This is a genomic window from Anaerococcus ihuae, assembly GCF_928368155.1.
Classification (GTDB): domain Bacteria; phylum Bacillota; class Clostridia; order Tissierellales; family Peptoniphilaceae; genus Anaerococcus; species Anaerococcus ihuae.
In genome coordinates, this window is the sequence record NZ_CAKMRU010000001.1 from 668,009 (window position 1) to 688,712 (window position 20,704).

The 20,704-nt window shown below is 28.8% G+C and carries 20 protein-coding genes; 1 reads left to right on the forward strand and 19 read right to left on the reverse strand.

Annotated features, from left to right (window positions below; all coding sequences use genetic code 11):
* Window positions 1-9: 9 nt before the first annotated feature.
* The 13 genes from L6653_RS03200 to nth all read right to left on the reverse strand — a co-directional run bounded on the left by L6653_RS03200 (window position 10) and on the right by nth (window position 14,436).
* Window positions 10-3,504, reverse strand: coding sequence for an FtsX-like permease family protein (locus tag L6653_RS03200; RefSeq protein ID WP_236785488.1), 3,495 nt, complete (start codon window positions 3,502-3,504; stop codon window positions 10-12).
* A 1-nt stretch (window position 3,505) separates the two neighbouring features.
* A complete protein-coding gene (locus L6653_RS03205) occupies window positions 3,506-4,207 on the reverse strand; it encodes an ABC transporter ATP-binding protein (RefSeq protein ID WP_236785489.1) in 702 nt (233 codons plus the stop codon).
* 4 nt (window positions 4,208-4,211) lie between these two features.
* Window positions 4,212-4,655 (reverse strand): SsrA-binding protein SmpB, encoded by a 444-nt coding sequence (smpB, locus tag L6653_RS03210; protein WP_058990340.1) that lies wholly within the window; start codon window positions 4,653-4,655, stop codon window positions 4,212-4,214.
* Window positions 4,636-6,759: a ribonuclease R gene (gene rnr, locus L6653_RS03215; RefSeq protein WP_236785490.1), complete on the reverse strand. Its 2,124-nt coding sequence runs from the start codon at window positions 6,757-6,759 to the stop codon at window positions 4,636-4,638. The genes smpB and rnr overlap by 20 nt, the downstream gene beginning before the upstream one ends.
* 77 nt (window positions 6,760-6,836) lie before the next feature.
* On the reverse strand, window positions 6,837-7,064 hold the full coding sequence (gene secG / locus L6653_RS03220; protein ID WP_058990338.1) for a preprotein translocase subunit SecG: 228 nt from the start codon (window positions 7,062-7,064) through the stop codon (window positions 6,837-6,839).
* 107 nt (window positions 7,065-7,171) lie between these two features.
* On the reverse strand, window positions 7,172-8,467 hold the full coding sequence (eno, locus tag L6653_RS03225; protein WP_236785491.1) for a phosphopyruvate hydratase: 1,296 nt from the start codon (window positions 8,465-8,467) through the stop codon (window positions 7,172-7,174).
* Window positions 8,468-8,484: 17 nt separating this feature from the next.
* Window positions 8,485-9,237, reverse strand: a complete 753-nt coding sequence (tpiA, locus tag L6653_RS03230) for a triose-phosphate isomerase (RefSeq protein WP_236785492.1) — start codon at window positions 9,235-9,237, stop codon at window positions 8,485-8,487.
* Window positions 9,238-9,246: 9 nt separating this feature from the next.
* Entirely contained in the window at window positions 9,247-10,443 is a 1,197-nt protein-coding gene (locus L6653_RS03235; protein WP_236785493.1) for a phosphoglycerate kinase, read from the reverse strand.
* A 48-nt stretch (window positions 10,444-10,491) separates the two neighbouring features.
* Window positions 10,492-11,499: a type I glyceraldehyde-3-phosphate dehydrogenase gene (gene gap / locus L6653_RS03240; protein ID WP_236785494.1), complete on the reverse strand. Its 1,008-nt coding sequence runs from the start codon at window positions 11,497-11,499 to the stop codon at window positions 10,492-10,494.
* 75 nt (window positions 11,500-11,574) lie between these two features.
* Window positions 11,575-12,501 (reverse strand): thioredoxin-disulfide reductase, encoded by a 927-nt coding sequence (trxB, locus tag L6653_RS03245; RefSeq protein WP_236785495.1) that lies wholly within the window; start codon window positions 12,499-12,501, stop codon window positions 11,575-11,577.
* Window positions 12,502-12,972, reverse strand: coding sequence for a tRNA (cytidine(34)-2'-O)-methyltransferase (locus tag L6653_RS03250; RefSeq protein WP_236785496.1), 471 nt, complete (start codon window positions 12,970-12,972; stop codon window positions 12,502-12,504).
* Window positions 12,965-13,798: an HAD family hydrolase gene (locus L6653_RS03255; protein ID WP_236785497.1), complete on the reverse strand. Its 834-nt coding sequence runs from the start codon at window positions 13,796-13,798 to the stop codon at window positions 12,965-12,967. The genes L6653_RS03250 and L6653_RS03255 overlap by 8 nt, the downstream gene beginning before the upstream one ends.
* The gene (gene nth, locus L6653_RS03260) at window positions 13,795-14,436 is read right to left on the reverse strand and encodes an endonuclease III (RefSeq protein WP_256444845.1); all 642 of its coding nucleotides are present in this window, start codon (window positions 14,434-14,436) and stop codon (window positions 13,795-13,797) included. Before nth ends, L6653_RS03255 begins: the two co-directional genes overlap by 4 nt.
* Before the next feature lie 98 nt (window positions 14,437-14,534).
* On the opposite strand from nth, the gene rodA reads away from it, so the two are divergent.
* The gene (rodA, locus tag L6653_RS03265) at window positions 14,535-15,710 is read left to right on the forward strand and encodes a rod shape-determining protein RodA (protein WP_236785499.1); all 1,176 of its coding nucleotides are present in this window, start codon (window positions 14,535-14,537) and stop codon (window positions 15,708-15,710) included.
* A gap of 44 nt (window positions 15,711-15,754) precedes the next feature.
* Here the strand turns inward: rodA and L6653_RS03270 are convergent, their stop codons facing one another.
* From L6653_RS03270 to L6653_RS03290, 6 genes are all read right to left on the reverse strand, one after another.
* Window positions 15,755-16,291: a TIGR01440 family protein gene (locus L6653_RS03270; protein WP_236785500.1), complete on the reverse strand. Its 537-nt coding sequence runs from the start codon at window positions 16,289-16,291 to the stop codon at window positions 15,755-15,757.
* 68 nt (window positions 16,292-16,359) lie between these two features.
* Complete coding sequence (locus L6653_RS08835) at window positions 16,360-16,689, reverse strand: V-type ATP synthase subunit D (protein ID WP_256444839.1); 330 nt, start codon at window positions 16,687-16,689, stop codon at window positions 16,360-16,362.
* On the reverse strand, window positions 16,665-16,871 hold the full coding sequence (locus L6653_RS08840; protein ID WP_256444840.1) for a hypothetical protein: 207 nt from the start codon (window positions 16,869-16,871) through the stop codon (window positions 16,665-16,667). Before L6653_RS08840 ends, L6653_RS08835 begins: the two co-directional genes overlap by 25 nt.
* A gap of 99 nt (window positions 16,872-16,970) precedes the next feature.
* On the reverse strand, window positions 16,971-18,344 hold the full coding sequence (locus L6653_RS03280; RefSeq protein ID WP_236785501.1) for a V-type ATP synthase subunit B: 1,374 nt from the start codon (window positions 18,342-18,344) through the stop codon (window positions 16,971-16,973).
* A complete protein-coding gene (locus tag L6653_RS03285) occupies window positions 18,341-20,092 on the reverse strand; it encodes a V-type ATP synthase subunit A (RefSeq protein WP_236785502.1) in 1,752 nt (583 codons plus the stop codon). The genes L6653_RS03280 and L6653_RS03285 overlap by 4 nt, the downstream gene beginning before the upstream one ends.
* Complete coding sequence (locus L6653_RS03290) at window positions 20,076-20,696, reverse strand: hypothetical protein (protein ID WP_236785503.1); 621 nt, start codon at window positions 20,694-20,696, stop codon at window positions 20,076-20,078. The genes L6653_RS03285 and L6653_RS03290 overlap by 17 nt, the downstream gene beginning before the upstream one ends.
* Window positions 20,697-20,704 lie beyond the last annotated feature (8 nt).

Genomic DNA, 20,704 nt, shown 5'->3' on the forward strand with positions numbered 1-20,704 from the left:
CGATGCTTTTTATTCGCCTGCTTTCATTGCTTCTGCCATATTTATTTTTTTCAATTTAAAATGAACTATTATCATTATTAAAAATGATGTAAATAAAGTTATAAAGGCTGAAATTATATATGATGATAAATGAGTCTTATGAGAAATATAAATTCCATCAGGAGCAACAACATTTAAAACATATACTAACATTATATAACCCAAAATATATCCTAGAATTATACCCAATATTGTCAAAATATAAGTTTCCCTATAGATATAGGCTGTAGTTTCTCTTGGGAAAAATCCTAGAACTTTTGTAGTTGCAAGTTCTTTTTTCCTTTCGCTTACATTTATATTTGTAAGATTATATAAAACAACAACAGCAAGAATCATTGATACAAGAGTAATTATTCCAATTACCAAATTCAAATTTGCCATCAAAACATCCATGGTTTCATAAAATTTATTTGGTTCTACAAGGGCAAGACTTGCCTTGTTATTTAATATTTTATCCCTAGTTTTCTCATTTGCCCTGACAAGATTGGCATTTGCTATAAATTTTTTCGAGAAAATTCTTTCATAAGACTTTTTTGACATATAGATATAATCATCTATATAATTTTCAGCAACACCTTTTACACTAACTTTAACATTTTCATTATCAGTTTCAAATTTTAAATCGTCATCTAAATTTATTTTATTAGATAAATTTTTGCTAATAATTACATTTTTTTTATCGAGTATAATTCTCTTTTTATTTTTATCCCTAATTTTAATAAATTCATCAACTTTATTAGGATTTTCAAAGACCATTAAATTTACTTTCATATTTCCATCTTTGCTATCTACATCAGCTTTTTGGTAAAGAATTTTCATAGACTCAGAACTTTTTAGGATATTTTCGTAAGAATTTTTATCTTTTTCATCTGCATTTTTGTCAAAAATAGAAATAAAATCATATCGGGTTATTTCTTGTCTTTGGAGTTTTGATGTGTCTTTTACAGAATTAGTCATAGCAAAACCGAAAAATAAAAGTGCAGTACATCCTCCGATTCCAAAAATAGTCATAAACATTCTAGACTTATACCTAAACAAATTTCTAAAGGTGATTTTTGTCATAAAAGAAAGTCGTCTCCATATAAATTTTACTTTTTCAAGAAATATTCTTGAACCTTTTTTTGGAGCCTTGGCCCTTAATAAATCTGCAGTTTGCTCTTTGACCTCACTTATACTTGTAAAATAAACTGTCATTGAAATTAAAAAAACTGATAAGAAAATTGTAAATAAAACAATCAAACTTGAATTTATATAAGTAAGTGATAAAACATCAAATCCTGAAGAATAGGCTTTAAAAATAACCTTACAAATTATATATTTACCTATAATAGCACCTATAATTGAGCCAAAAATTGTTGGAATTAAAGCATAAATGAAAAATTTTTTTCCTATATCAAAATTGCTATAACCCAAAGCTTTCAAGGTTCCATTTTGAATTCTTTGCTCCTCAATATATCTTTTTATTGTAGTAAGAGAAACTAAAAGAGCTATAAAGTAGAAAAATGTAGGAAAAACTTTTGATAATTCATCCATATTTAAGCTATTTTTATAGTAAGTATCTATAGATTTATTTAAATATATAGATTCAAATTCATAGCTAGGATCTACAAGTTTAATCAAATTTTCACGAGCCTTTTTGATTTTTTTATATCCATCATCAATATCTTTTTTGGCTTTACTTAGATTTTTTTCATATTCATTATTTGCCTTATCAAGTTCTTTTTGATTTTCCAAAAGTTTATTGAAAGCTTGGTCAAGTTTTTCTCTTCCCTTTACTTTTTCTTCATTTAATTTTCTTTTTCCATTCTTATAAGAAACCAATCCTTCATTTAAACTTTTCTCGTTTTGATCGAGATCTTTTTTTGCCTTATCTAACTTCTTTGATCCATTTATTTTTTCTTGGTCAAATTTATTTTTGGATTCTTTATATAGTAAATTTTTTTCGTCTAAACTTTCTTTTTCCTTGTTTAATTTTTCCAAATTTTTATTTATGGGATCCATAGCTTGGGCATAAGCCTTATCAAATTGATTTTTTGTATAAGAATATTCTTTGTTTAGATTTTTAATAATATTTTCACTTTGAATAATTTTTTCTTGTAAATCTTTTTTTTCTAGATTTAGCTTATCCAATTCGTTTTTTAAAGCTTGAATATCATCTTCATTTTTTGAACTTTGATTTAATAAACTTTCTAATTTTATATTTAAATTTTCAATTTTAGAATCAATTTCACTTAATTTATTTTTATTGCTTGATAAATTAGAATTCTCATTACTAATTTTTTCTTCCAAACCTTTAACCATAGCTTTTTTATCAGCAAAGGACTTATCAAGTAAATCTTTACTTGAATTGACTTTTTCATAATTTTTATTTATTTTTTCATAAGCTTGGTCAATTTTATTCTTAGAGTCGTTTAGTTTTTCTTCATTCTTTTTAATTTTTTCATTAAAAGTAGCTAAATTTCTATAATAAAGATTTTTCCCATCATTAAGTTTTTTAAAACCACTATCTATTTGGATTTTTGACTGGTCTAATTTGTTTTCTCCATCTCTAATTTTAAGATTAAAATCACTTTCTGCCTTATTATAATCATCAAGACCCTTATTTAATTTTTCATTTGCTTCAATAAGTTTATCTTTTCCTTCTTTTAATTTTTTTTCTCCATCTGATAACTTTTTTTCTTCTTCATCAAGTTTTGAATTTGCCTCATCTTTTGTTTTTTTCAAAACTTGGCTTGGACGATTTTTAAAATCTTTTCTTAAATTTTCTCTTTTTTTCTTTACAAAAGACTTATATTCATCAGAAAATCTATCCATATTTTTTGTTTTTTTATAAGAAATATCAACTTGATTATAATTATCGTTTCTAAAATTTTCCTTATCTATGTAAGCAAAAGCAAAAACCATCTCCTTGCCCTTTATTGATACATCCCTTAAATCATCCATCAAATATTCAGAAGAATTAGCAAATCCTACTACTTTATACTTTTTGTTTTTTAATAAATCTCCTATTTTTTCATCATCAATCGTCTCAAAACTAATGAAATCCCCAATTTTATAATCTTTTTTTAAAAGCTCATCAAGGATTATTTCATTGGAGTTTTTGATTTTTCTTCCTTTTTTTATATATAATTTACTTAGATTTTCATCGTAGGATTTTACAGAAATTAATTTATCTTTGGCAAAAAGATCTAGGTTTTTTTTATAGGATATTTTATCAGTATCACTATCTTTTTCAATTATTAGCCTATCTTCATTTTTTATCCCATAACTTGCCCTAACAATTATATCAGGATGCTTATTTTTATTTAAAGTTTTATTTAGAGTTTTTCTCATAGATGGGCCTGATAAAAAAAGAGCAACAACAACCATCGAAGCAAGACCAATCATAACAAAAATTGAAAATATCTTGCCCTTAGTATTTTTTATATCCCTAAAAATCGACTTATAATAATTATTTTTTTTCATTTTACCACTCTATATTTTCAACATTTTTTGGATTTTCATTTTTATATGAATTTACAATCATTCCATCTTTTAATTCGAAAACCTTATCTGCAATATCTTTTATTGCACCATTGTGAGTTATTATAATTACAGTTGTGTTTAGGTTTTTAGCAGTATCTTGAAGTAATTTTAAAATTGATTTTCCAGTTTTATAATCTAGAGCACCAGTCGGCTCATCGCATAATAAAAGTTTGGGATTTTTGGCTATAGCTCTTGCTATAGCAACTCTTTGTTGCTCTCCACCAGAAAGTTGAGATGGGAAAGAGTCTTTTCTATTTGAAAGACCAACTTCATCAAGAGCTAGATTTGCATCCATATTATTTTTTGCAATTTCACTAGCAAGCTCTACATTTTCAATACTAGTTAAATTTGGAATTAAATTATAAAATTGAAAAACAAAACCTACATCATCTCTCCTATACCTAGTAAGATCTTTTTCCTTCATTTTTGATAAGTTTTTATTATCAACAATAATTTCCCCATCACTTAAGGTGTCCATTCCACCAATCAAATTTAAAAGGGTAGTTTTACCTGCACCACTTGCCCCAACAATTATAACAAGCTCACCTTGGTCAATTGATAAATTTATGTCCTTGTTAGCTATAATTTTATTTTTACCAACTGTAAAATATTTATAAACATTTTTTAATTCTATATATGCCATAATATCAATAATTTTTGAGTGCTCTTTCTATCTTTCTTTTAGCATCATTTTTCTTTATTGTTTCTCTTTTATCATAGATTTTTTTACCCTTTGCAAGAGCAATTTCCGCCTTTATCAAGCCTTCTTTTAGATAAATTTTATTTACTATCATTGTATAGCCTGCTTGAGAAACTTTTCCAATTAATTTATCAATTTCTTTTTTATGGAGTAAAAGTTTTCTAGTTCTAATTGGGTCAATATTTTTTTCATAAGATTGTTTATATGGAGTTACATTCATGTTATAAATAAATAATTCTCCCTTGTAATCTCCAACGTGAGATTCTTTTATTGAAACTTTACCTTCCCTTATACTTTTTACTTCATTTCCCTTTAGTTCAATTCCAGCCTCATATTTTTCTTCTAAAAAATAATCATGCCTTGCTTTTTTATTATTTGCTAGTATTTTCAAATAATCCCTCCATCAAATCAAAATCTATATTTCTTTTTTCAAGATCAACATTTTTAACTTCTATTAAAACTTTTTGACCTATCTTATATCTTTTATTATTTTCAGTATTTACACAAGTTAGCTTATCTTCAATATATTCAAAATGATCTTCGGAAAATTTATACATAAAACATCCTTCAACAGTATTTTCAAGCTCTATAAATATTCCAAAATCTGTAATTGATGAAATTATCCCTTCAAATTTTTCACCAATATATTTTTTCATATATTTACACTTATATAAATCTTCAACATCTCTTTCGCATTCCTCACTGTTTCTTTCTGTTATTGATAAATGCTCAGCATTTTTTGATAATTTTTTCTCAAGAGATGCTTGGTTTATATTTCCAAGTTTATTATCAACAAAATCTTTTACAAGTCTGTGAACTATAAGATCAGGATATCTTCTTATAGGAGCTGTAAAATGGGTGTAATATTTAGTCGCAAGCCCAAAATGCATGTCCCTATAATTTACATATTTTGCCTTGGTCATAGTTCTTAGCATTAGCATATTTACAAGGCTTTCATCATCTTTACCTGAAACTTCTTTTAATATTTCTTGAAAATCTTTAGGGTGAAGTTCTCTTCCTCTTATATTATAACCTAGTGTGTTTAAAATATTTCTAAATGATTCAACTTTTTCATCTTTCGGTTTTTCATGAATCCTATAAATTGAAGGAAAGTCCATAAAGGCAAATAAACTTGCTATAGTTTCATTCGAAACTAGCATAAATTCCTCAATCATTTTATTAGCAGGTCCTCTTTCAAGAATTGAAATATTTAAAACTTCTCCTTCATCATTTACGTCAATTTGACTTTCTGTGAAATTAAAATCTATCGATCCTCTTTTTTCTCTTTTTTTTCTTAAAATTTTATATAAATCATCAAATAAGTTCAATTTTTCTAATAAAATTTCATCATCATATGATTTTTCTTTCCCCTCAAGATAGTCATTAACATCATCATAAACTAGCCTATAGTTTGACTTTATTATAGACTTATAAATTTTATAATCAATTACTCTTCCTGAATCATCAATTTTCATTTTTAAACTTATAGCAAGCCTATTCTCATTTGGATTTAAAGAGCATATTCCGTTTGAAAGTTCTTCTGGAAGCATAGGCAAAACAAGATTGTATAAATAAGTTGAATTTCCTCTTTCATAAGCTTCCTTATCAATTGCACTTTTTTCTTTTACATAATGGCTTACATCAGCTATATGGACATATAAAATATAATCTTTATCTTCTTTTTCTATAGAAATTGCATCATCAAAATCTTTGGAATCCCTACCATCAATTGTAACTGTAAATAATGAACTTAAATCAGACCTATCTTTTACATTTTTCAAATCTACTTCTTTTTCTATAAAAACCGCTTCCTTTTTTGTTTTTTTAGAAAAATTGTCTTTTAATCCGTGAGATCTTATTATAGAATATAAATCGACATTAGAATCATCTTTGTTTCCTAAAACTTCAATAATTTTTCCTTCGGGCGATCCATTTTTAGGATATTTTATTATTTCTACAACTACCTTGTCATTGCTTTTAGCTTTTTTAGAATATTTCTCATCTACATAAATATCTGTTGATAAGCTATCATTATCACTAATAACAAATCCAAATCCCTTGTTTTTTTGATACAAACCCACAATTTTATTTGAACTTCTTTGAATAATTTCTACAACTTTTCCTTCAGCATTTTTACCATATTCCTTATTTTTTATAATTCTAATCTTAACCCTATCTTTATTATTTGCAGAATTAAGATTTTTTTGCGAGATAAAAACATCCTTGTAGTCTTTATTATCAGATATAAAAAATCCATAACCACCTTGAGCAAGAGAAATTTCTCCAATTAAAGATTTATCTTCAATATTTAAGGGATGAATTTTCTTTTTAGAGCTAATTTTTATTTCATTATCTTTAGCCATTTTTTTTATTAATTTTTTTACATCTTTTTTTATATATTTATCACAATCCAAATACTTTAGCATTTCTTTTATTGTCATTGGCTTGTAATTTTCATCATTTACTATATTTAAAATTAAATCTTTAAAATTCATATTTTCTCCTATTAAAAAAGAGGCTAGTAAAAGCCTTCTTAATCTGATTTCCAAATTAAAAATCTTTACTTAACCCCTTAGCTTATTGCAAGTAGTATTATACTTAATAAAAATAAAACAACTCCTGCAAAAATTACAACTTTATCTAACATTTCATTTTTTGATCTATGAGCGCTTCTACCAAATACGTTTGTTTCTTGACCAGCAAGTGTTCCAAGTCCATCAGTTTTTGGTTCTTGTAAGGTTACAGCTATAACCAAAACTACAGAAGCTATCATCAATAATACTGATAATACTGTTGTCATCTGACACCTCCGTTTTCATACTATTTAATAATATCACAAAAAATTAAATATTACAATAAAAAAGAGGGGCTTTGTATTATTTTACCCCTCTATTCTTAATAATAATATTATTTTTTAATATTATAGAATGCTTTTAGACCTTTAAATTGTGCTGTATCAAATAATTCATCTTCAATTCTTAGAAGTTGGTTATATTTAGCTACTCTATCAGTTCTTGATGGAGCACCAGTTTTAATTTGTCCAGCATTTACAGCAACAACTAAGTCTGAAATTGTTGTATCTTCTGTTTCACCAGATCTATGAGAAACTACTGCAGTATATCCAGCTTCTTTTGCCATTTCAATTGCATTTAATGTTTCTGTTAATGAACCAATTTGATTTACTTTTATAAGAATTGAGTTAGCAACTCCTTCTTTTATTCCTTTTTCAAGTTTTTTAGTATTTGTTACGAATAAGTCATCACCTACTAATTGAACTTTTTTACCAAGTCTTTGTGTAAGTTTTGCCCATCCTTCCCAGTCATTTTCATCAAGACCGTCTTCAATAGAAATAATTGGATATTTTCCTACTAATTCTTCTAACCAGTCGATCATTTCATCTTCTGTTTTAACTGTTCCTTCTCCATCTAAGTGATATTTTCCATCTTCTTTATTATAAAATTCACTAGATGCACAGTCCATAGCTATATAAACATCTTTTCCTGGTTCATATCCAGCTTCTTTTATAGCTTCACAGATGATTTCTAAAGCTTCTTCGTTTGATTTTAAGTTTGGAGCAAATCCACCTTCATCACCTACAGCTGTATTGTAGCCTTTTGATGAAAGAACTTTTTTAAGACTGTGGAATACTTCTGCTCCCATTTGTAAAGCTTGTGAAAAGCTTTCAGCTCCAAGTGGGAAAATCATAAATTCTTGGATATCAACTGAGTTATCAGCATGTTCTCCACCATTTAAGATATTCATCATTGGTGTTGGAAGAAGTTTTGCATTTGTTCCTCCAATATAATTATATAAGGAAACGCCTTGTTCATCTGCTGCAGCTTTTGCTACTGCTAATGAAACACCAAGAATAGCATTTGCACCTAATTTTGCTTTATTTTCAGTTCCATCAAGTTCAATCATTGCTCTATCGATACCAACTTGATCAGAAACATCATAGGTAAATTCTAATTCTTCAGCTATGATTTCATTTACATTATCAACTGCTTTAAGAACTGATTTTCCTAAATAATAATTCTTATCTCCATCTCTTAATTCAACAGCTTCCCATTCACCAGTTGATGCACCAGATGGTACACTTGCTCTACCAAAACCACCGTCTTCTGTTACAACTTCAACTTCTACTGTTGGATTTCCTCTTGAATCTAAAATTTGTCTAGCATATACACTTGTTATTAAGCTCATAATATCTCCTTATAAATTTATTTTTTGTGATTAATTAATTGTTCAAAGTCACTTGCTTTAAGGCTTGCTCCACCTATTAGTCCACCGTCAATATTTTCTTTTGCTAATAATTCTTTAACATTAGCAGGCTTCATTGATCCGCCGTATTGAATTCTTATTTTTTCTGAACAATCTTCACAGAAAGCTTCTTTTATATAATTTCTTATAAAAGCACACATATCATCAGCATCTTCTGCTGAAGCTGTTTTTCCTGTTCCTATAGCCCAGATTGGTTCGTAGGCTATTATAACTTTTGTTATATCTGATCCTTCAATTCCTTTAAGATCTTTTTCAAGTTGATCTTTTACTTTTTCTTCTTGTCTGTTAGCTTCTCTTTCTTCTAAAGTTTCACCAACACAAAGAATTGGAACTATATCGTGATCAAGAGCTGATAAAACTTTTTTGTTGATTAATTCATCATCTTCATTAAAATATTCACGTCTTTCAGAGTGACCCAAGATTACATAATCAGCTTTTATGTCATTTAACATTTTTGGAGAAATTTCCCCAGTAAAAGCTCCACTTTCTTCAAAATACATGTTTTGTGCACCAAATTTAATGTCTGAGTCTTTTAAAATTTCACTTGCAAGTAAAAGATCTATTGCTGGTACACAAACACCTTTTTCTACACTTTCATCAAGGTCAAGTTCTACTAACTCTTCTAGCAAAGATTTTGCTTCACTAGGGGTCATGTTCATTTTCCAATTTCCTACTATTACAGGTGTACGCATTTCTACTCCTTATTTTTCATCTATACAATCAATTCCTGGTAGAGTTTTTCCTTCTAAAAATTCAAGACTTGCTCCACCACCTGTTGATACGTGAGTTATTTTATCCTTATATCCTGCTTCTTCAATAGCAAGAGCACTATCTCCTCCACCTACGATTGTTGTAGCTGAAGATTCTGCTAAAGCTTTTGCAACTTCGTTTGTTCCATTAGCAAATACTTTTATTTCAAATACTCCCATAGGTCCATTCCATACAACAGTTTTTGCTTTCTTTATAATATCTGCATATTCTTTTGCTGTTTTTGGTCCTATATCTAAAGCTTCTTTATCTTGTGGAATATCGTCAATATCAACTATTTCAGTTTCAGCATCTTCTTTTATATCATCTGCTATTACAACATCTTTTGGTAAAAGAATTTTTACATTGTTAGCTTCTGCTTTTTTGATTAATTCTAAAGATAAATCCATCTTATCTTCTTCAAGTAGAGATTTACCTATTTCTTTTCCTTGAGCTTTAAGGAAAGTATATGCCATTCCTCCACCGATTAAAATATAATCAACTTTTGAAATTAAGTTTTCAATTACACCAATTTTATCTGAAACTTTTGCACCACCTAGGATTGAAACAAATGGTTTTTCTGGGTTTTCTAGAGCCTTGCCCATAATTTCAATTTCTTTTTCAATCAAAAATCCTACGGCACTTTCAAGATTACTTGCTACACCAACGTTTGATGCGTGAGCTCTGTGACTTGTTCCAAAAGCATCATTTACAAATAAATCAGCTAGTGATGATAATTCTTTTGCAAAAACTGGATCATTTTTTGTTTCGCCTTTTACATATCTTGTATTTTCAAGTAAGGCAAGATTTCCATTTTCAAGTTTTTCTACTTCTTCTTTTACTTTTTCATCAACTACAGTATCTGATGGTAAAAAGTGGAATTTTTCTCCATAATGATTTTCTAACCATTTAGCTACTGGTTTTAATGAAAATTCTGGATTTGCTTCTCCTTTTGGTCTTCCCAAATGGCTCATCAATATAACTTTTGCATTATTTTCTAACAAGTAGTCAATTGTTGGAAGGGCAGCCTTTATTCTTGTATCATCAGAAATTGTATGATTTCCATCTTTTGATAATGGAACGTTAAAGTCTACTCTTACTAAAACTTTTTTTCCGTCTACATTTAAGTCTTTTACAGTTTTTTTATTCATAATTCTCCTCTAAAAAAAAGGCGAGAATATATCTCGCCTGTTCAATTCTTAAAGATTTGCTAAATAATCTAGTGTTCTAACTAGGTTAGATACATATCCCATTTCATTGTCATACCATGCAACAGTTTTAACAAGTTGTGTTCCATTTTCACCTTCAACTATTTTTGTAAGTTGTGAGTCAAATACTGAACCTGCTGGGTATCCAATTATATCGCTTGATACAACATCATCTTCTGTATAAGCAAATGCATCTGATGAGTATTTTTTCATTGCTGCGTTAACTTCTTCTACAGTAACTTTCTTTTCAAGTACTGAATATAATTCTGTAATTGATCCTGTTATTGTTGGAACTCTTAATGCAGATCCATCTATTTTTCCTTCAACTTCTGGAAGTACTTTTCCTACTGCTTTTGCAGCTCCTGTTGATGCTGGGATTGTGTTTTGTGCTGCAGCTCTTCCACCTCTTAAATCTTTTTTAGTAGCTGGTGTATCTTGAATAGCTTGTGTTGCTGTGTAAGCGTGGATTGTTGACATTTGTCCAGAAACAAATCCAAATTCATTTTTCAATACATTAACCATTGGTGCCAAGCAGTTTGTTGTACAGCTTGCTCCAGAAACTACTGTTTCTGATCCATCAAGGATTTCATGGTTTACACCAAATACGATTGTTTTTAAGTCACCTTTTCCTGGTGCAGAAATTAAAACTTTTTTAGCTCCGGCTTTGATGTGAGCCTCAGCTTTTTCTTTTTCTGTAAAGAATCCTGTACATTCAAGCACAATATCAACACCTAATTCTTCCCAAGGAAGATCTTCTGGATTTCTTTCAGCAAATACTTTAATGTCTTTGCCGTTAATTTTAAATCCATCATCTGTTAATTCAGCATCTCCGTTAAATCTTCCTTGAGCTGTATCATATTTAAATGCATACAATAAACCTTTTTTGTCAATAAGGTCATTGATTGCTACAACTTCAATATTTTCTTCAACTTCAGAAATTCTTCTTAGTGTTAGACGTCCTATTCTTCCAAATCCGTTAATAGCTACTTTTGTTGTCATTATTTCCTCCTAAGTGCTTTTCATGTGTTTTACAATTATTATTTTACTGATTGTCGTTTTTTTGTCAAGTTAGTTCTACCACTTACCATCTTCAATGTATTTATTAGCTATTTCACTTGCAATACATCCATCGCTTGCAGCTGTAACCATTTGCCTAATTTTTTTAACTCTAGTATCTCCTACAGCAAAAACTCCCTTAACATTTGTTTTCATATCCTCATCTGTAGGAATATAACCATTTTCAAGTTCTATTTGATCTTTAAATAAATCTGTTTGAGGAATATTTCCTATATATACAAATACCCCAATAGGGCTATCATCATCATTTTTAATTGATTTTAATTCATTATTTTGGGTATTTTTCAAAATTAATTCTTTTACTTCGCTATCACCCTTAATCTCTTCAACAGTATAGTTTAGTAAAAATGAAATTTTTTCGTTTTCTTTACACCTATCAATTACAGTTTGACTTGCCCTAAGTCCTTCTCTTCTGTGAATGATAGTTACGCTTTTTCCAAATTTTGTTAAAAATAAAGCCTCTTCAAGGGCAGCTTCTCCTCCACCAACTACATATATATCTAATCCTTGGTAAAATGGTCCGTCACAAGTTGAACAATATGAAACTCCAAGATTTGCGAATTCTTTTTCGCCTTTTACATTTAATTTTCTGTGACTTGCACCTGTTGATAAAATTACAACTTTTGCTTCATAAACTTCATCTTTTGTATAAACTTTTTTTATATCACCCAAAAGTTCAACCTTTGTAACTTCTTGGTATTTTATATCGCAAAATTGTTTGGCTTGCTCTTCCATCCTATCTGATAAGGCAAGTCCTCCAGCATCCTTCATTGATCCTGGATAATTTTCTACATGTTCAGTTGTAGCAATTTGTCCACCTGCTATATCTTTTTCTAAAATTAATGTTTTTAATTTTGCTCTTCCAGCATAAAGACCTGCTGTAAGTCCAGCTGGACCTGCTCCTATTATTATTACATCTAACATTTAATCACCCCTATTTATTAAAAAATCATTTTGTCTTAGTCCTTCATACAAAACTATGGCAACAGAATTCGCCAAATTTAATGACCTATTTAATTTGTTAGTCATTGGAATTGTATAAATCCTATCTTTAAATTTTTCCAAAATTTCTTTATCAATTCCTTCTTTTTCCCTACCAAAAATTATAAAATCTCCATCTTTATAGGAAATATCAGAGTAATTTTTATCACTTCCAGTTTCAATTAAATAGATATTTTTACCCTCTACATATTCTAAGAATTCTTCTAAAGAATCATGAACTACTAAATCAAGCTTATCCCAATAATCTATTCCTGCTTTTTTTAGACTTTTATCAGAAAAATCAAATTTAAAGGGTCTTATTAAATGAAGTCTTGATTCTGTAAGAACACAAGTTCTAGAAATATTTCCTACATTACCTGGATGTTCTGGCGAAATTAACACTACATTAAACATTAGAATTTTTCTCCAAAACTATATTTATAGCATCTACAAGGCCAAAATCATCATTAGTAGATACTGTATAATCAGATATTTCTTTTACTTCATCAATTGCATTTTCCACAGCAAAAGATAGGCCTACATTTTCAAGCATAGGTATATCATTGTCTTGATCACCAATTGCTGCCATTTCTTTTTTACTTATACCCAAAAATTCACCAATTTCACTAAGAGCATTAAATTTATTTACATTTTTTTGCATAATTTCTATCATTCCATATGATGATGTGGTTGGATAAAGATCCATAAAATTAACTTTTTCCAAGATTTTTCTTTCTTCTTCTGGATCTTCTATATTTGGAAATATTTGAAATTTAAAGGCAGATTTCTTTCTTAATTTTAATTCTTTTAATGGATCAGTTGAAAAGGAAAAATTTACTTGATAGTTCATTCCGTATGAAGAATTATTTTCTAAATGATCAAATCTTTCTGGCCATATCCTATTTGAATAGTATGTGTCTAGGTCATAAAACTGATAAAAAAATTTATTTTCTTCACTAAATTTAATTAATTCTTCAACTTCTTCATCTTTTAGAGGATTTTCATATATAATTTTTTCTTTATCTATATAAGCCAAAGCTCCATTATTAGTAACTAAAGGATTATCTATTCCTGTTAAGTTCATTAAATACCTAACAGATGGTCTGGCTCTTCCTGATGTAAATACAAATTTTATTCCATTTTCATCAAGTTTTTTTAAAGCTTTTATTGTTTCATCTCTTAAAATTGAATTACTATCAAGACTTGTTCCATCCAAGTCCATAGCAAATAATTTAATCATCTTCTCTCCTTATAATCTTCACACAAATCTTTTATATCACATTCCTCACAAAGAGGATTTCTAGCCTTACAAATTTTTCTTCCATGAGCAATTATTTGATGGTGAAGTTTTGACCATTTTTCTTTTGGCAAATTATTTCTCAAATCTTTCTCTGTATTTAAAACATCTTTGCTTTTTGCAAGTCCAAGCCTATTTGAAACCCTTTGAACATGGGTGTCAACTGCAATCGCATCGATTCCAAAAGCATTACTCATTACAACATTGGCAGTTTTTCTTCCAACTCCAGGAAGTTTTAAAAGATCTTTCATATTAGCTGGAACTTTTCCGTCAAATTCTCTAATTAGCATTATTGATGCATTTTTAATATTTTTTGCCTTATTTTTGTATAAACCACAAGTTTTAATATAATTTTCAATTTCTTTTATATCCATATTAGAAAAATCTTCTGGCGTATTTGCAAATTTAAACATATGACCCGTAACTTTATTTACCCTAACATCAGTACATTGGGCAGATAAAATTGTAGCTACCAAAAGTTCAAAAGGAGTTGTAAAATCCAAAAAACTTTTATCTAAATTCGGATACATTTCATCAAGTTTATTAATAACTTCTTTTATTTGAATTTTATTTAAAATAATATCACCTCTTATCGTTTATCATTATACCCTTAATGAAAAATATTAATTGAAGAAATTTTCCGTCTATTATATAATTAATTTTGAATTGGAGTGATTTAATGTTTAATATTAAGAAAAAAGATTTTAGAAAATTTGACTGGCTTTTGTTTATTAGCGTAGCTTTTTTGAGCATATTTGGACTTTTTGTCCTCTACTCTGCTTTTTCAGGCGATTTTTCAGCAATTAGAAGTCAAATTTTTGCAAGCATTCTAGGTTTTTTATTTATAATTTTAATTTGTACCATGGACATGGATGTTTTGAAAAAAGCAGCCTATCCAATTTATGGAGTTTCTTTACTGCTTTTAATTCTAACTATTTTTTTAGGACAAGGAGCTGAAAGATGGGGTTCAAATTCTTGGTTAATTCTTGGACCTGTTCAAGTTCAACCTTCTGAAATTACAAAAGTTGGAATTATTTTTGCCTTAGCAGCATATTTGGAAAAATACAAAAATGACATAAATGATCCGTCAAGATTATTAAAAACTTTAGCTTTTGCCTTTACACCAATAATTTTTATTTTGTTGCAGCCAGATTTTGGTACAGCTATGGTTTATATTTTCTTTATAGCTGTAATGCTTTTTTTGGCAGGTCTTTCTTGGAAATGGATTATTGGACTTTTGTCAATAGCTATAGTTGGAGCATTGATTTTATTTTTAAATTTAGAAGGATATAAGGCAGACAGGATTCACGACTTTTTAGACCCATCAAGAGATACATCAGGAAGTGGATGGCAACAACAACAAGGTCTTATTGCGATTGGTTCTGGAATGTTTACAGGTAGAGGCTTTATGAAAGGAACACAAGCTCAATACGGATACATTCCTGAAAAAGAAAGTGATTTTATTTTTTCAGTTCTTGCAGAAGAATTAGGTTTCATTGGTGCTCTTCTTATGTTAATTGCCTTTGTAATTATGGTATATAGGCTTTTAATTATAAGCAAAAAATCAAAAAATACTTTTATTTCTTTGATGGTTTCAGGAATCTGTGCTATGTTTTTTGTCCATATATTTGAAAATGTAGCAATGACTATAGGCCTTATGCCTGTAACAGGAATTCCCCTCCCATTTTTCTCATCAGGAGGAACTTTTTTATTGATTTGTTTTATAAATATAGGCCTTGCCCTATCAGCATCAATGCAAAAATCATCATACGATATTGAAGATACAAGCGATTATGAAACAATAAAATTTAAAAATACAAAAAATAGAAAAGTAAAATTAAATGAAAATATGTAAAAAACAACCTTGCAAATATTAATTTGCAAGGTTGTTTATTTTTACTATTCATATCTTGCCCTAATACCACCAATTAACTTTGGTCTTGATTTTAAAGCAGTTAAATGAGCAGATCCGATATTTTTAATTTCTAACCTTAGTGGAACTTGAACAAATTTTATATGCATACCAATATTTGCATCTCCAATATCCATACCAAAATCTCCACTTATATGCTCAATTACAACAGGATCGTTGAAATTTTTATAAGCAGCAGTCGCAAAAGATCCACCAGCATGAATTTGTGGGACAACTGAAACAATTTCATACCTATCCCTTAAAGCTAGTTCTCTTTCTACAACAATGGCCCTATTTATATGCTCACAACCTCCAACAGCAAGGTATATTTTTTTCTCATTTAAAATTTCAAGCAAAGTTTTTACAACTATTTCACCTACTTCTTCACTTGAATGTGATCCAATTTTGTATCCGCAGATTTCAGAAGAAGATCCACCAAGAACAAAAACATCTCCTTCTTTTGCATTAGATTTTTCTAAAATTTCCAATAAAGCTTTCTTAACTTCTTTTTTTATATCTTCCATAAAACCTCCTAATCCTCTTTTTATAAATATACCCATAAAAAAAGATAGATGAAACAATCATCTACCCTTTACTTTCCAATTTTTTTATCTTTAATTATTTTTGTCTTAGAAAATTCTTCTCTTTCTCTTTCTTCTATTTGGCCTGAAATTGATTTTATAATAGCTTCGTAATTTGGAATTTGAACTTTTTCTAAAGAATTTACTTTTTTAGAAGTCTTTTTAATCTCTGTATCCAAATTTTTTATAGTAGTATCAAGCTCAGCTAATTTATAAACTTTCTCTTTCAAATCATTCAAGGAAAGTAGAGCCTCATCAAACAAAGAACTTGTTAGATTTAATGAATATGATAAATCAAGTTTTTTTTCATCAAAATTTATCTCAAAAATTTTAGTTTGCATAAACTTTTTTCTTTAAGAGAAATTGATTCATCCAAGGGGACAGATAAGGCAATAGATTTTAACCTATCTTCTCCTGTTGTAACAATAGCTTTTTTATATTTTTTAACAACTTTTATATATGAATTTACTACTTTATTTAATTCATTTCTTTGATTTATTTTAGCATTATATTGACCAATCAAGGCTTTTCTTTTCTTATCAAGAATTTCATATCCTTCTTTGATAAGTCTAAGTTGATTTTTGCCTTCATCAAATTTGCCTTAGTTGGAGCAAATTTAGTTTCAGTCATTTTTAACTCCCAAGAATTTTTCTTTATTTTCTGGGCTTACCCTATGAATTTCTTCAATAGGTAAAATTTTCAAAATATCCCATCCTAAATCCAAAGATTCCTCAAGACTTCTATTATCATAAGAATCTTGAGTTAAAAATTTATTTTCAAAATCTTTACCAAATTCTAGATATTTTTTATCAACATCTGACAAGTCATCTTCCCCTACAATTTGAGAAATACTTCTAATTTCCTGAACCTTTGAGTAGGACTCATATAATTGATTCATCAAATCTTCATGGTCTTTCCTTGTATATCCTTCACCAATACCATCTTTCATTAGTCTTGAAAGAGAAGGGAGAATATTAATTGGAGGATAAATTCCTTTTTGATCTAGACTTCTATCAATTACAATTTGTCCCTCTGTAATATAACCAGTCAAATCGGGAATTGGATGAGTAATATCATCATTTGGCATAGTTAAAATTGGAATTAAAGTAACTGATCCATTAACTCCCTCAATCATACCAGCTCTTTCATATAAACTTGCAAGATCTGAATATAAATATCCAGGATATCCCTTACGAGAAGGAACTTCTTGCCTAATTGAAGAAACTTCACGAAGAGCTTCTGCATAAGAAGTTATATCTGTAATTATTACCAAAACATGTTTGTTTTTTTCAAAAGCCAAATATTCAGCAGCTGTAAGTGCGCATTTTGGAGTAATTAATCTTTCCATAATTGGATCATCTGCCAAATTTTCATACATTACTACCTTATCTTTTACACCAGCTTTGGTAAAAGCATCTTCAAAAAACATGGCTTCATCTTTTTTGATTCCCATAGCAGCAAAAACAAAACAAAAATCCTCATTAGTTTTTAATTTTGCTTGCCTTACAATTTGTGCAGCAATTTCATTGTGTGGCATTCCTGATCCAGAAAAAATAGGAAGTTTTTGCCCACGAATTAAAGTTGTCAAAATATCAATTGATGAAATTCCTGTTTGAATAAAGTTTCTTGGATACTCTCTTGCTACAGGATTTAGTGGATTTCCTTCAACTGGATAAAATTTCTCAGAATAAATTTCTCCACCGTCATCAATAGGTCTTCCTATTCCATTAAAAGTTCTACCCAAAATAGATTCATTTAATGGAATTTCTAGTGGAGTTTCTTCAAATTCTACAACAATATCATTTAGAGAAAAATCTTGGGTATTTCCATAGACTTCAACAGTCACAGTATCATCGTCAATTTTTACAACTTGACCAATAAAATCTTCTCCCAAAGTATGAACTTTTACAACTGCATTGTAGGCAATATCTTCCACCTTTTCAAGTTCAATTATTGATGCCTCTATTTTTTTAATTCTTGTATATTGCTTTCTCATTTTTCACCTTCTTCTAATGTTTGAAAATATGAGCGAATATAATTGTTTAATTCTACAAATTTTTCACTTTCATCATTTTTAATATCATATTTCATTGAGTTAATCTTTGAAATTAAAGATTTATTGTATAGATTTTTATAAGATATGCCCTTATTAATCGCTTCGTTTGATAGCTTATAATAATTTTCTATAACTTTTAACATTTGTATTTGCTTATCCAATGGGACATATTTATCTATTTCATTAAAAGCATTTTGTTGAAGATATGCTATCTTTAAAATACTTGCCACATCCAAAAGATTTTTTTGCTTGTTTGATAAAGAATCTTTTCCTACAAGCATTACAATAGATTGAAGCTTATCTTCTTCTGTTAAAATTTCCATCATTTTATTTCTGAGCGAAACTATATCTTCTCCAGTAATATTTTCATAATAATCTGACATTTGATTTAGGTAGTTCGAATATGATGTTAACCAATTTATAGCAGGATAATGTCTAGAATAGGCAAGATTTTTATCAAGACCTAAAAATACATTTACACTTCTTCTAGTATTTTCTGTTACAGGCTCAGAAAAATCTCCACCAGTTGGAGAAACTGCTCCAATCAAAGTAACAGATCCACGACTTCCATTTAAATTTTCAAAATCTCCTGCTCTTTCATAAAATTGTGAAAGTCTTGAACCAAGATAAGCAGGATATCCTTCTTCAGCAGGAATTTCTTCAAGTCTTGCAGAAATTTCTCTTAAAGCTTCTGCCCATCTTGATGTAGAATCTGCCATCAATGCAACATCATAACCCATATCTCTAAAATATTCTGCCATAGTAATTCCTGTATAAATACTTGCCTCTCTAGCTGCTACTGGCATATTTGAAGTATTTGCAATAAGAATTGTTCTCTCCATCAGACCTCTTCCGGTATTTGGATCAATAAGGTCAGGAAAATCTTCAAGAACTTGGGTCATTTCGTTTCCACGTTCACCACACCCAATATAAATAATTATATCGGCGTTAGAATATTGAGCCAATTGATGTTGAAGCATAGTTTTTCCAGTTCCAAAACCTCCTGGAATTGCAACTGTTCCTCCCTTTGCAATAGGGAAAAATATATCCAAAACTCTTTGACCTGTAAGAAGAAGCTCGCTTAAAGATTTTGATCTTTTAATTGGTCTTTGGATTCTTACTGGCCAATATTGATATAGTTTTAAATTTTCCACCTTTTTATCAGTTTTTACTTTTACAACTACATCTTCAATTGTATACTTGCCATCATCCAAAACTTCTATAACTTCGCCATCAAAATTCGACATAAGTCTATGCTCAATTATAGGACTTTCATCAATTGTTGCATAAATTTGACCTTTTTTTATTTTATCTCCAACTTGAACCTTTATTTTTACATCCCATTTTTTTTCTTCATCAAGATTTGAAAGTCCAAGTCCTGATGGAATAAAATATCCATGTTTGGCTTTAATTTTGTCAAGAGGTCTTTGGATTCCATCAAACATATTTCCAATCATTCCTGGTCCAAGTCTTACTGATAAGGGTCTACCAGTTTTAATTATTTCATCATTAACCTTTAGACCAGATGTATCTTCGTAAACTTGGATTGTTGCATAAGATCCATTAATGGATACAACTTCTCCGATTAGTTTTAAATCTCCAACCGTAACCATTTCTCTAATTTTTAAATCAGATGCATCTCTAGCCTCAATTACTGGACCATTTATTGTTTTAATTGTTGGAGTCATCATTATCCTCCATTTCTTTTTCAAATTCGTCAGAAATTATTTTATAAAATTTACTTCCAATTTCGTATTTATAATTATCTAATTTTTTTTCTAAGGAATAGTCATATTGGTAGGTTAAATCTTTATTTTTTATAATAAATCCACCAATTTTTGAATCATCCATTATATCTGTATGAAAATCAAACAAATCTTGGTCGGATTTTTTAACGCATAAAATTAAATCTTTATTATTTTCTGATAAATTTTTATATACTTCATTTGCTTCTTTTACAAGTTTCTTTTTGTATTCATCACTATTACTGTAGGTTTTCAACTCTTTTTTAATCTCTTCAATTAATTGGGATAATAGTGATTGGTTAAATTTGTAATAAGAAGTCTTTTTGATTTGAGAAATATTTGCTATCTTTTCATTTTTTCTCGCTTTAGCAAATTCTTCTCTTTTTTCCATATATTTATTATAATTATTTTCTAAATTATTTTTTATTTCGTTTAAAGTTTTTGAAGAATATTCAGTTGAGTCATACAATTGCTTTTCGCTTTTTCTTTTTTCGTTTGACCAAACCATCTTTCTAAAACTTGAAATTTTTGCACTTAAATCAAGCATTTAAGTCT

What these genes read in the sequence shown, in the direction of transcription:
- tpiA (WP_236785492.1), bottom strand. Translation starts at nt 9,237, where the DNA reads ATGCGTACACCTGTAATAGTAGGAAATTGGAAAATGAACATGACCCCT.
- L6653_RS03255 (WP_236785497.1), bottom strand. Translation starts at nt 13,798, where the DNA reads ATGATTAAATTATTTGCTATGGACTTGGATGGAACAAGTCTTGATAGT.
- L6653_RS08835 (WP_256444839.1), bottom strand. Translation starts at nt 16,689, where the DNA reads ATGCAAACTAAAATTTTTGAGATAAATTTTGATGAAAAAAAACTTGAT.
- eno (WP_236785491.1), bottom strand. Translation starts at nt 8,467, where the DNA reads ATGAGCTTAATAACAAGTGTATATGCTAGACAAATTTTAGATTCAAGA.
- L6653_RS03235 (WP_236785493.1), bottom strand. Translation starts at nt 10,443, where the DNA reads ATGAATAAAAAAACTGTAAAAGACTTAAATGTAGACGGAAAAAAAGTT.
- L6653_RS03290 (WP_236785503.1), bottom strand. Translation starts at nt 20,696, where the DNA reads ATGCTTGATTTAAGTGCAAAAATTTCAAGTTTTAGAAAGATGGTTTGG.
- trxB (WP_236785495.1), bottom strand. Translation starts at nt 12,501, where the DNA reads ATGTTAGATGTAATAATAATAGGAGCAGGTCCAGCTGGACTTACAGCA.
- L6653_RS03285 (WP_236785502.1), bottom strand. Translation starts at nt 20,092, where the DNA reads ATGACTCCAACAATTAAAACAATAAATGGTCCAGTAATTGAGGCTAGA.
- secG (WP_058990338.1), bottom strand. Translation starts at nt 7,064, where the DNA reads ATGACAACAGTATTATCAGTATTATTGATGATAGCTTCTGTAGTTTTG.
- L6653_RS03250 (WP_236785496.1), bottom strand. Translation starts at nt 12,972, where the DNA reads ATGTTTAATGTAGTGTTAATTTCGCCAGAACATCCAGGTAATGTAGGA.
- L6653_RS03270 (WP_236785500.1), bottom strand. Translation starts at nt 16,291, where the DNA reads ATGGAAGATATAAAAAAAGAAGTTAAGAAAGCTTTATTGGAAATTTTA.
- L6653_RS03200 (WP_236785488.1), bottom strand. Translation starts at nt 3,504, where the DNA reads ATGAAAAAAAATAATTATTATAAGTCGATTTTTAGGGATATAAAAAAT.
- L6653_RS03280 (WP_236785501.1), bottom strand. Translation starts at nt 18,344, where the DNA reads ATGAGAAAGCAATATACAAGAATTAAAAAAATAGAGGCATCAATAATT.
- rnr (WP_236785490.1), bottom strand. Translation starts at nt 6,759, where the DNA reads ATGAATTTTAAAGATTTAATTTTAAATATAGTAAATGATGAAAATTAC.
- L6653_RS03205 (WP_236785489.1), bottom strand. Translation starts at nt 4,207, where the DNA reads ATGGCATATATAGAATTAAAAAATGTTTATAAATATTTTACAGTTGGT.
- gap (WP_236785494.1), bottom strand. Translation starts at nt 11,499, where the DNA reads ATGACAACAAAAGTAGCTATTAACGGATTTGGAAGAATAGGACGTCTA.
- rodA (WP_236785499.1), top strand. Translation starts at nt 14,535, where the DNA reads ATGTTTAATATTAAGAAAAAAGATTTTAGAAAATTTGACTGGCTTTTG.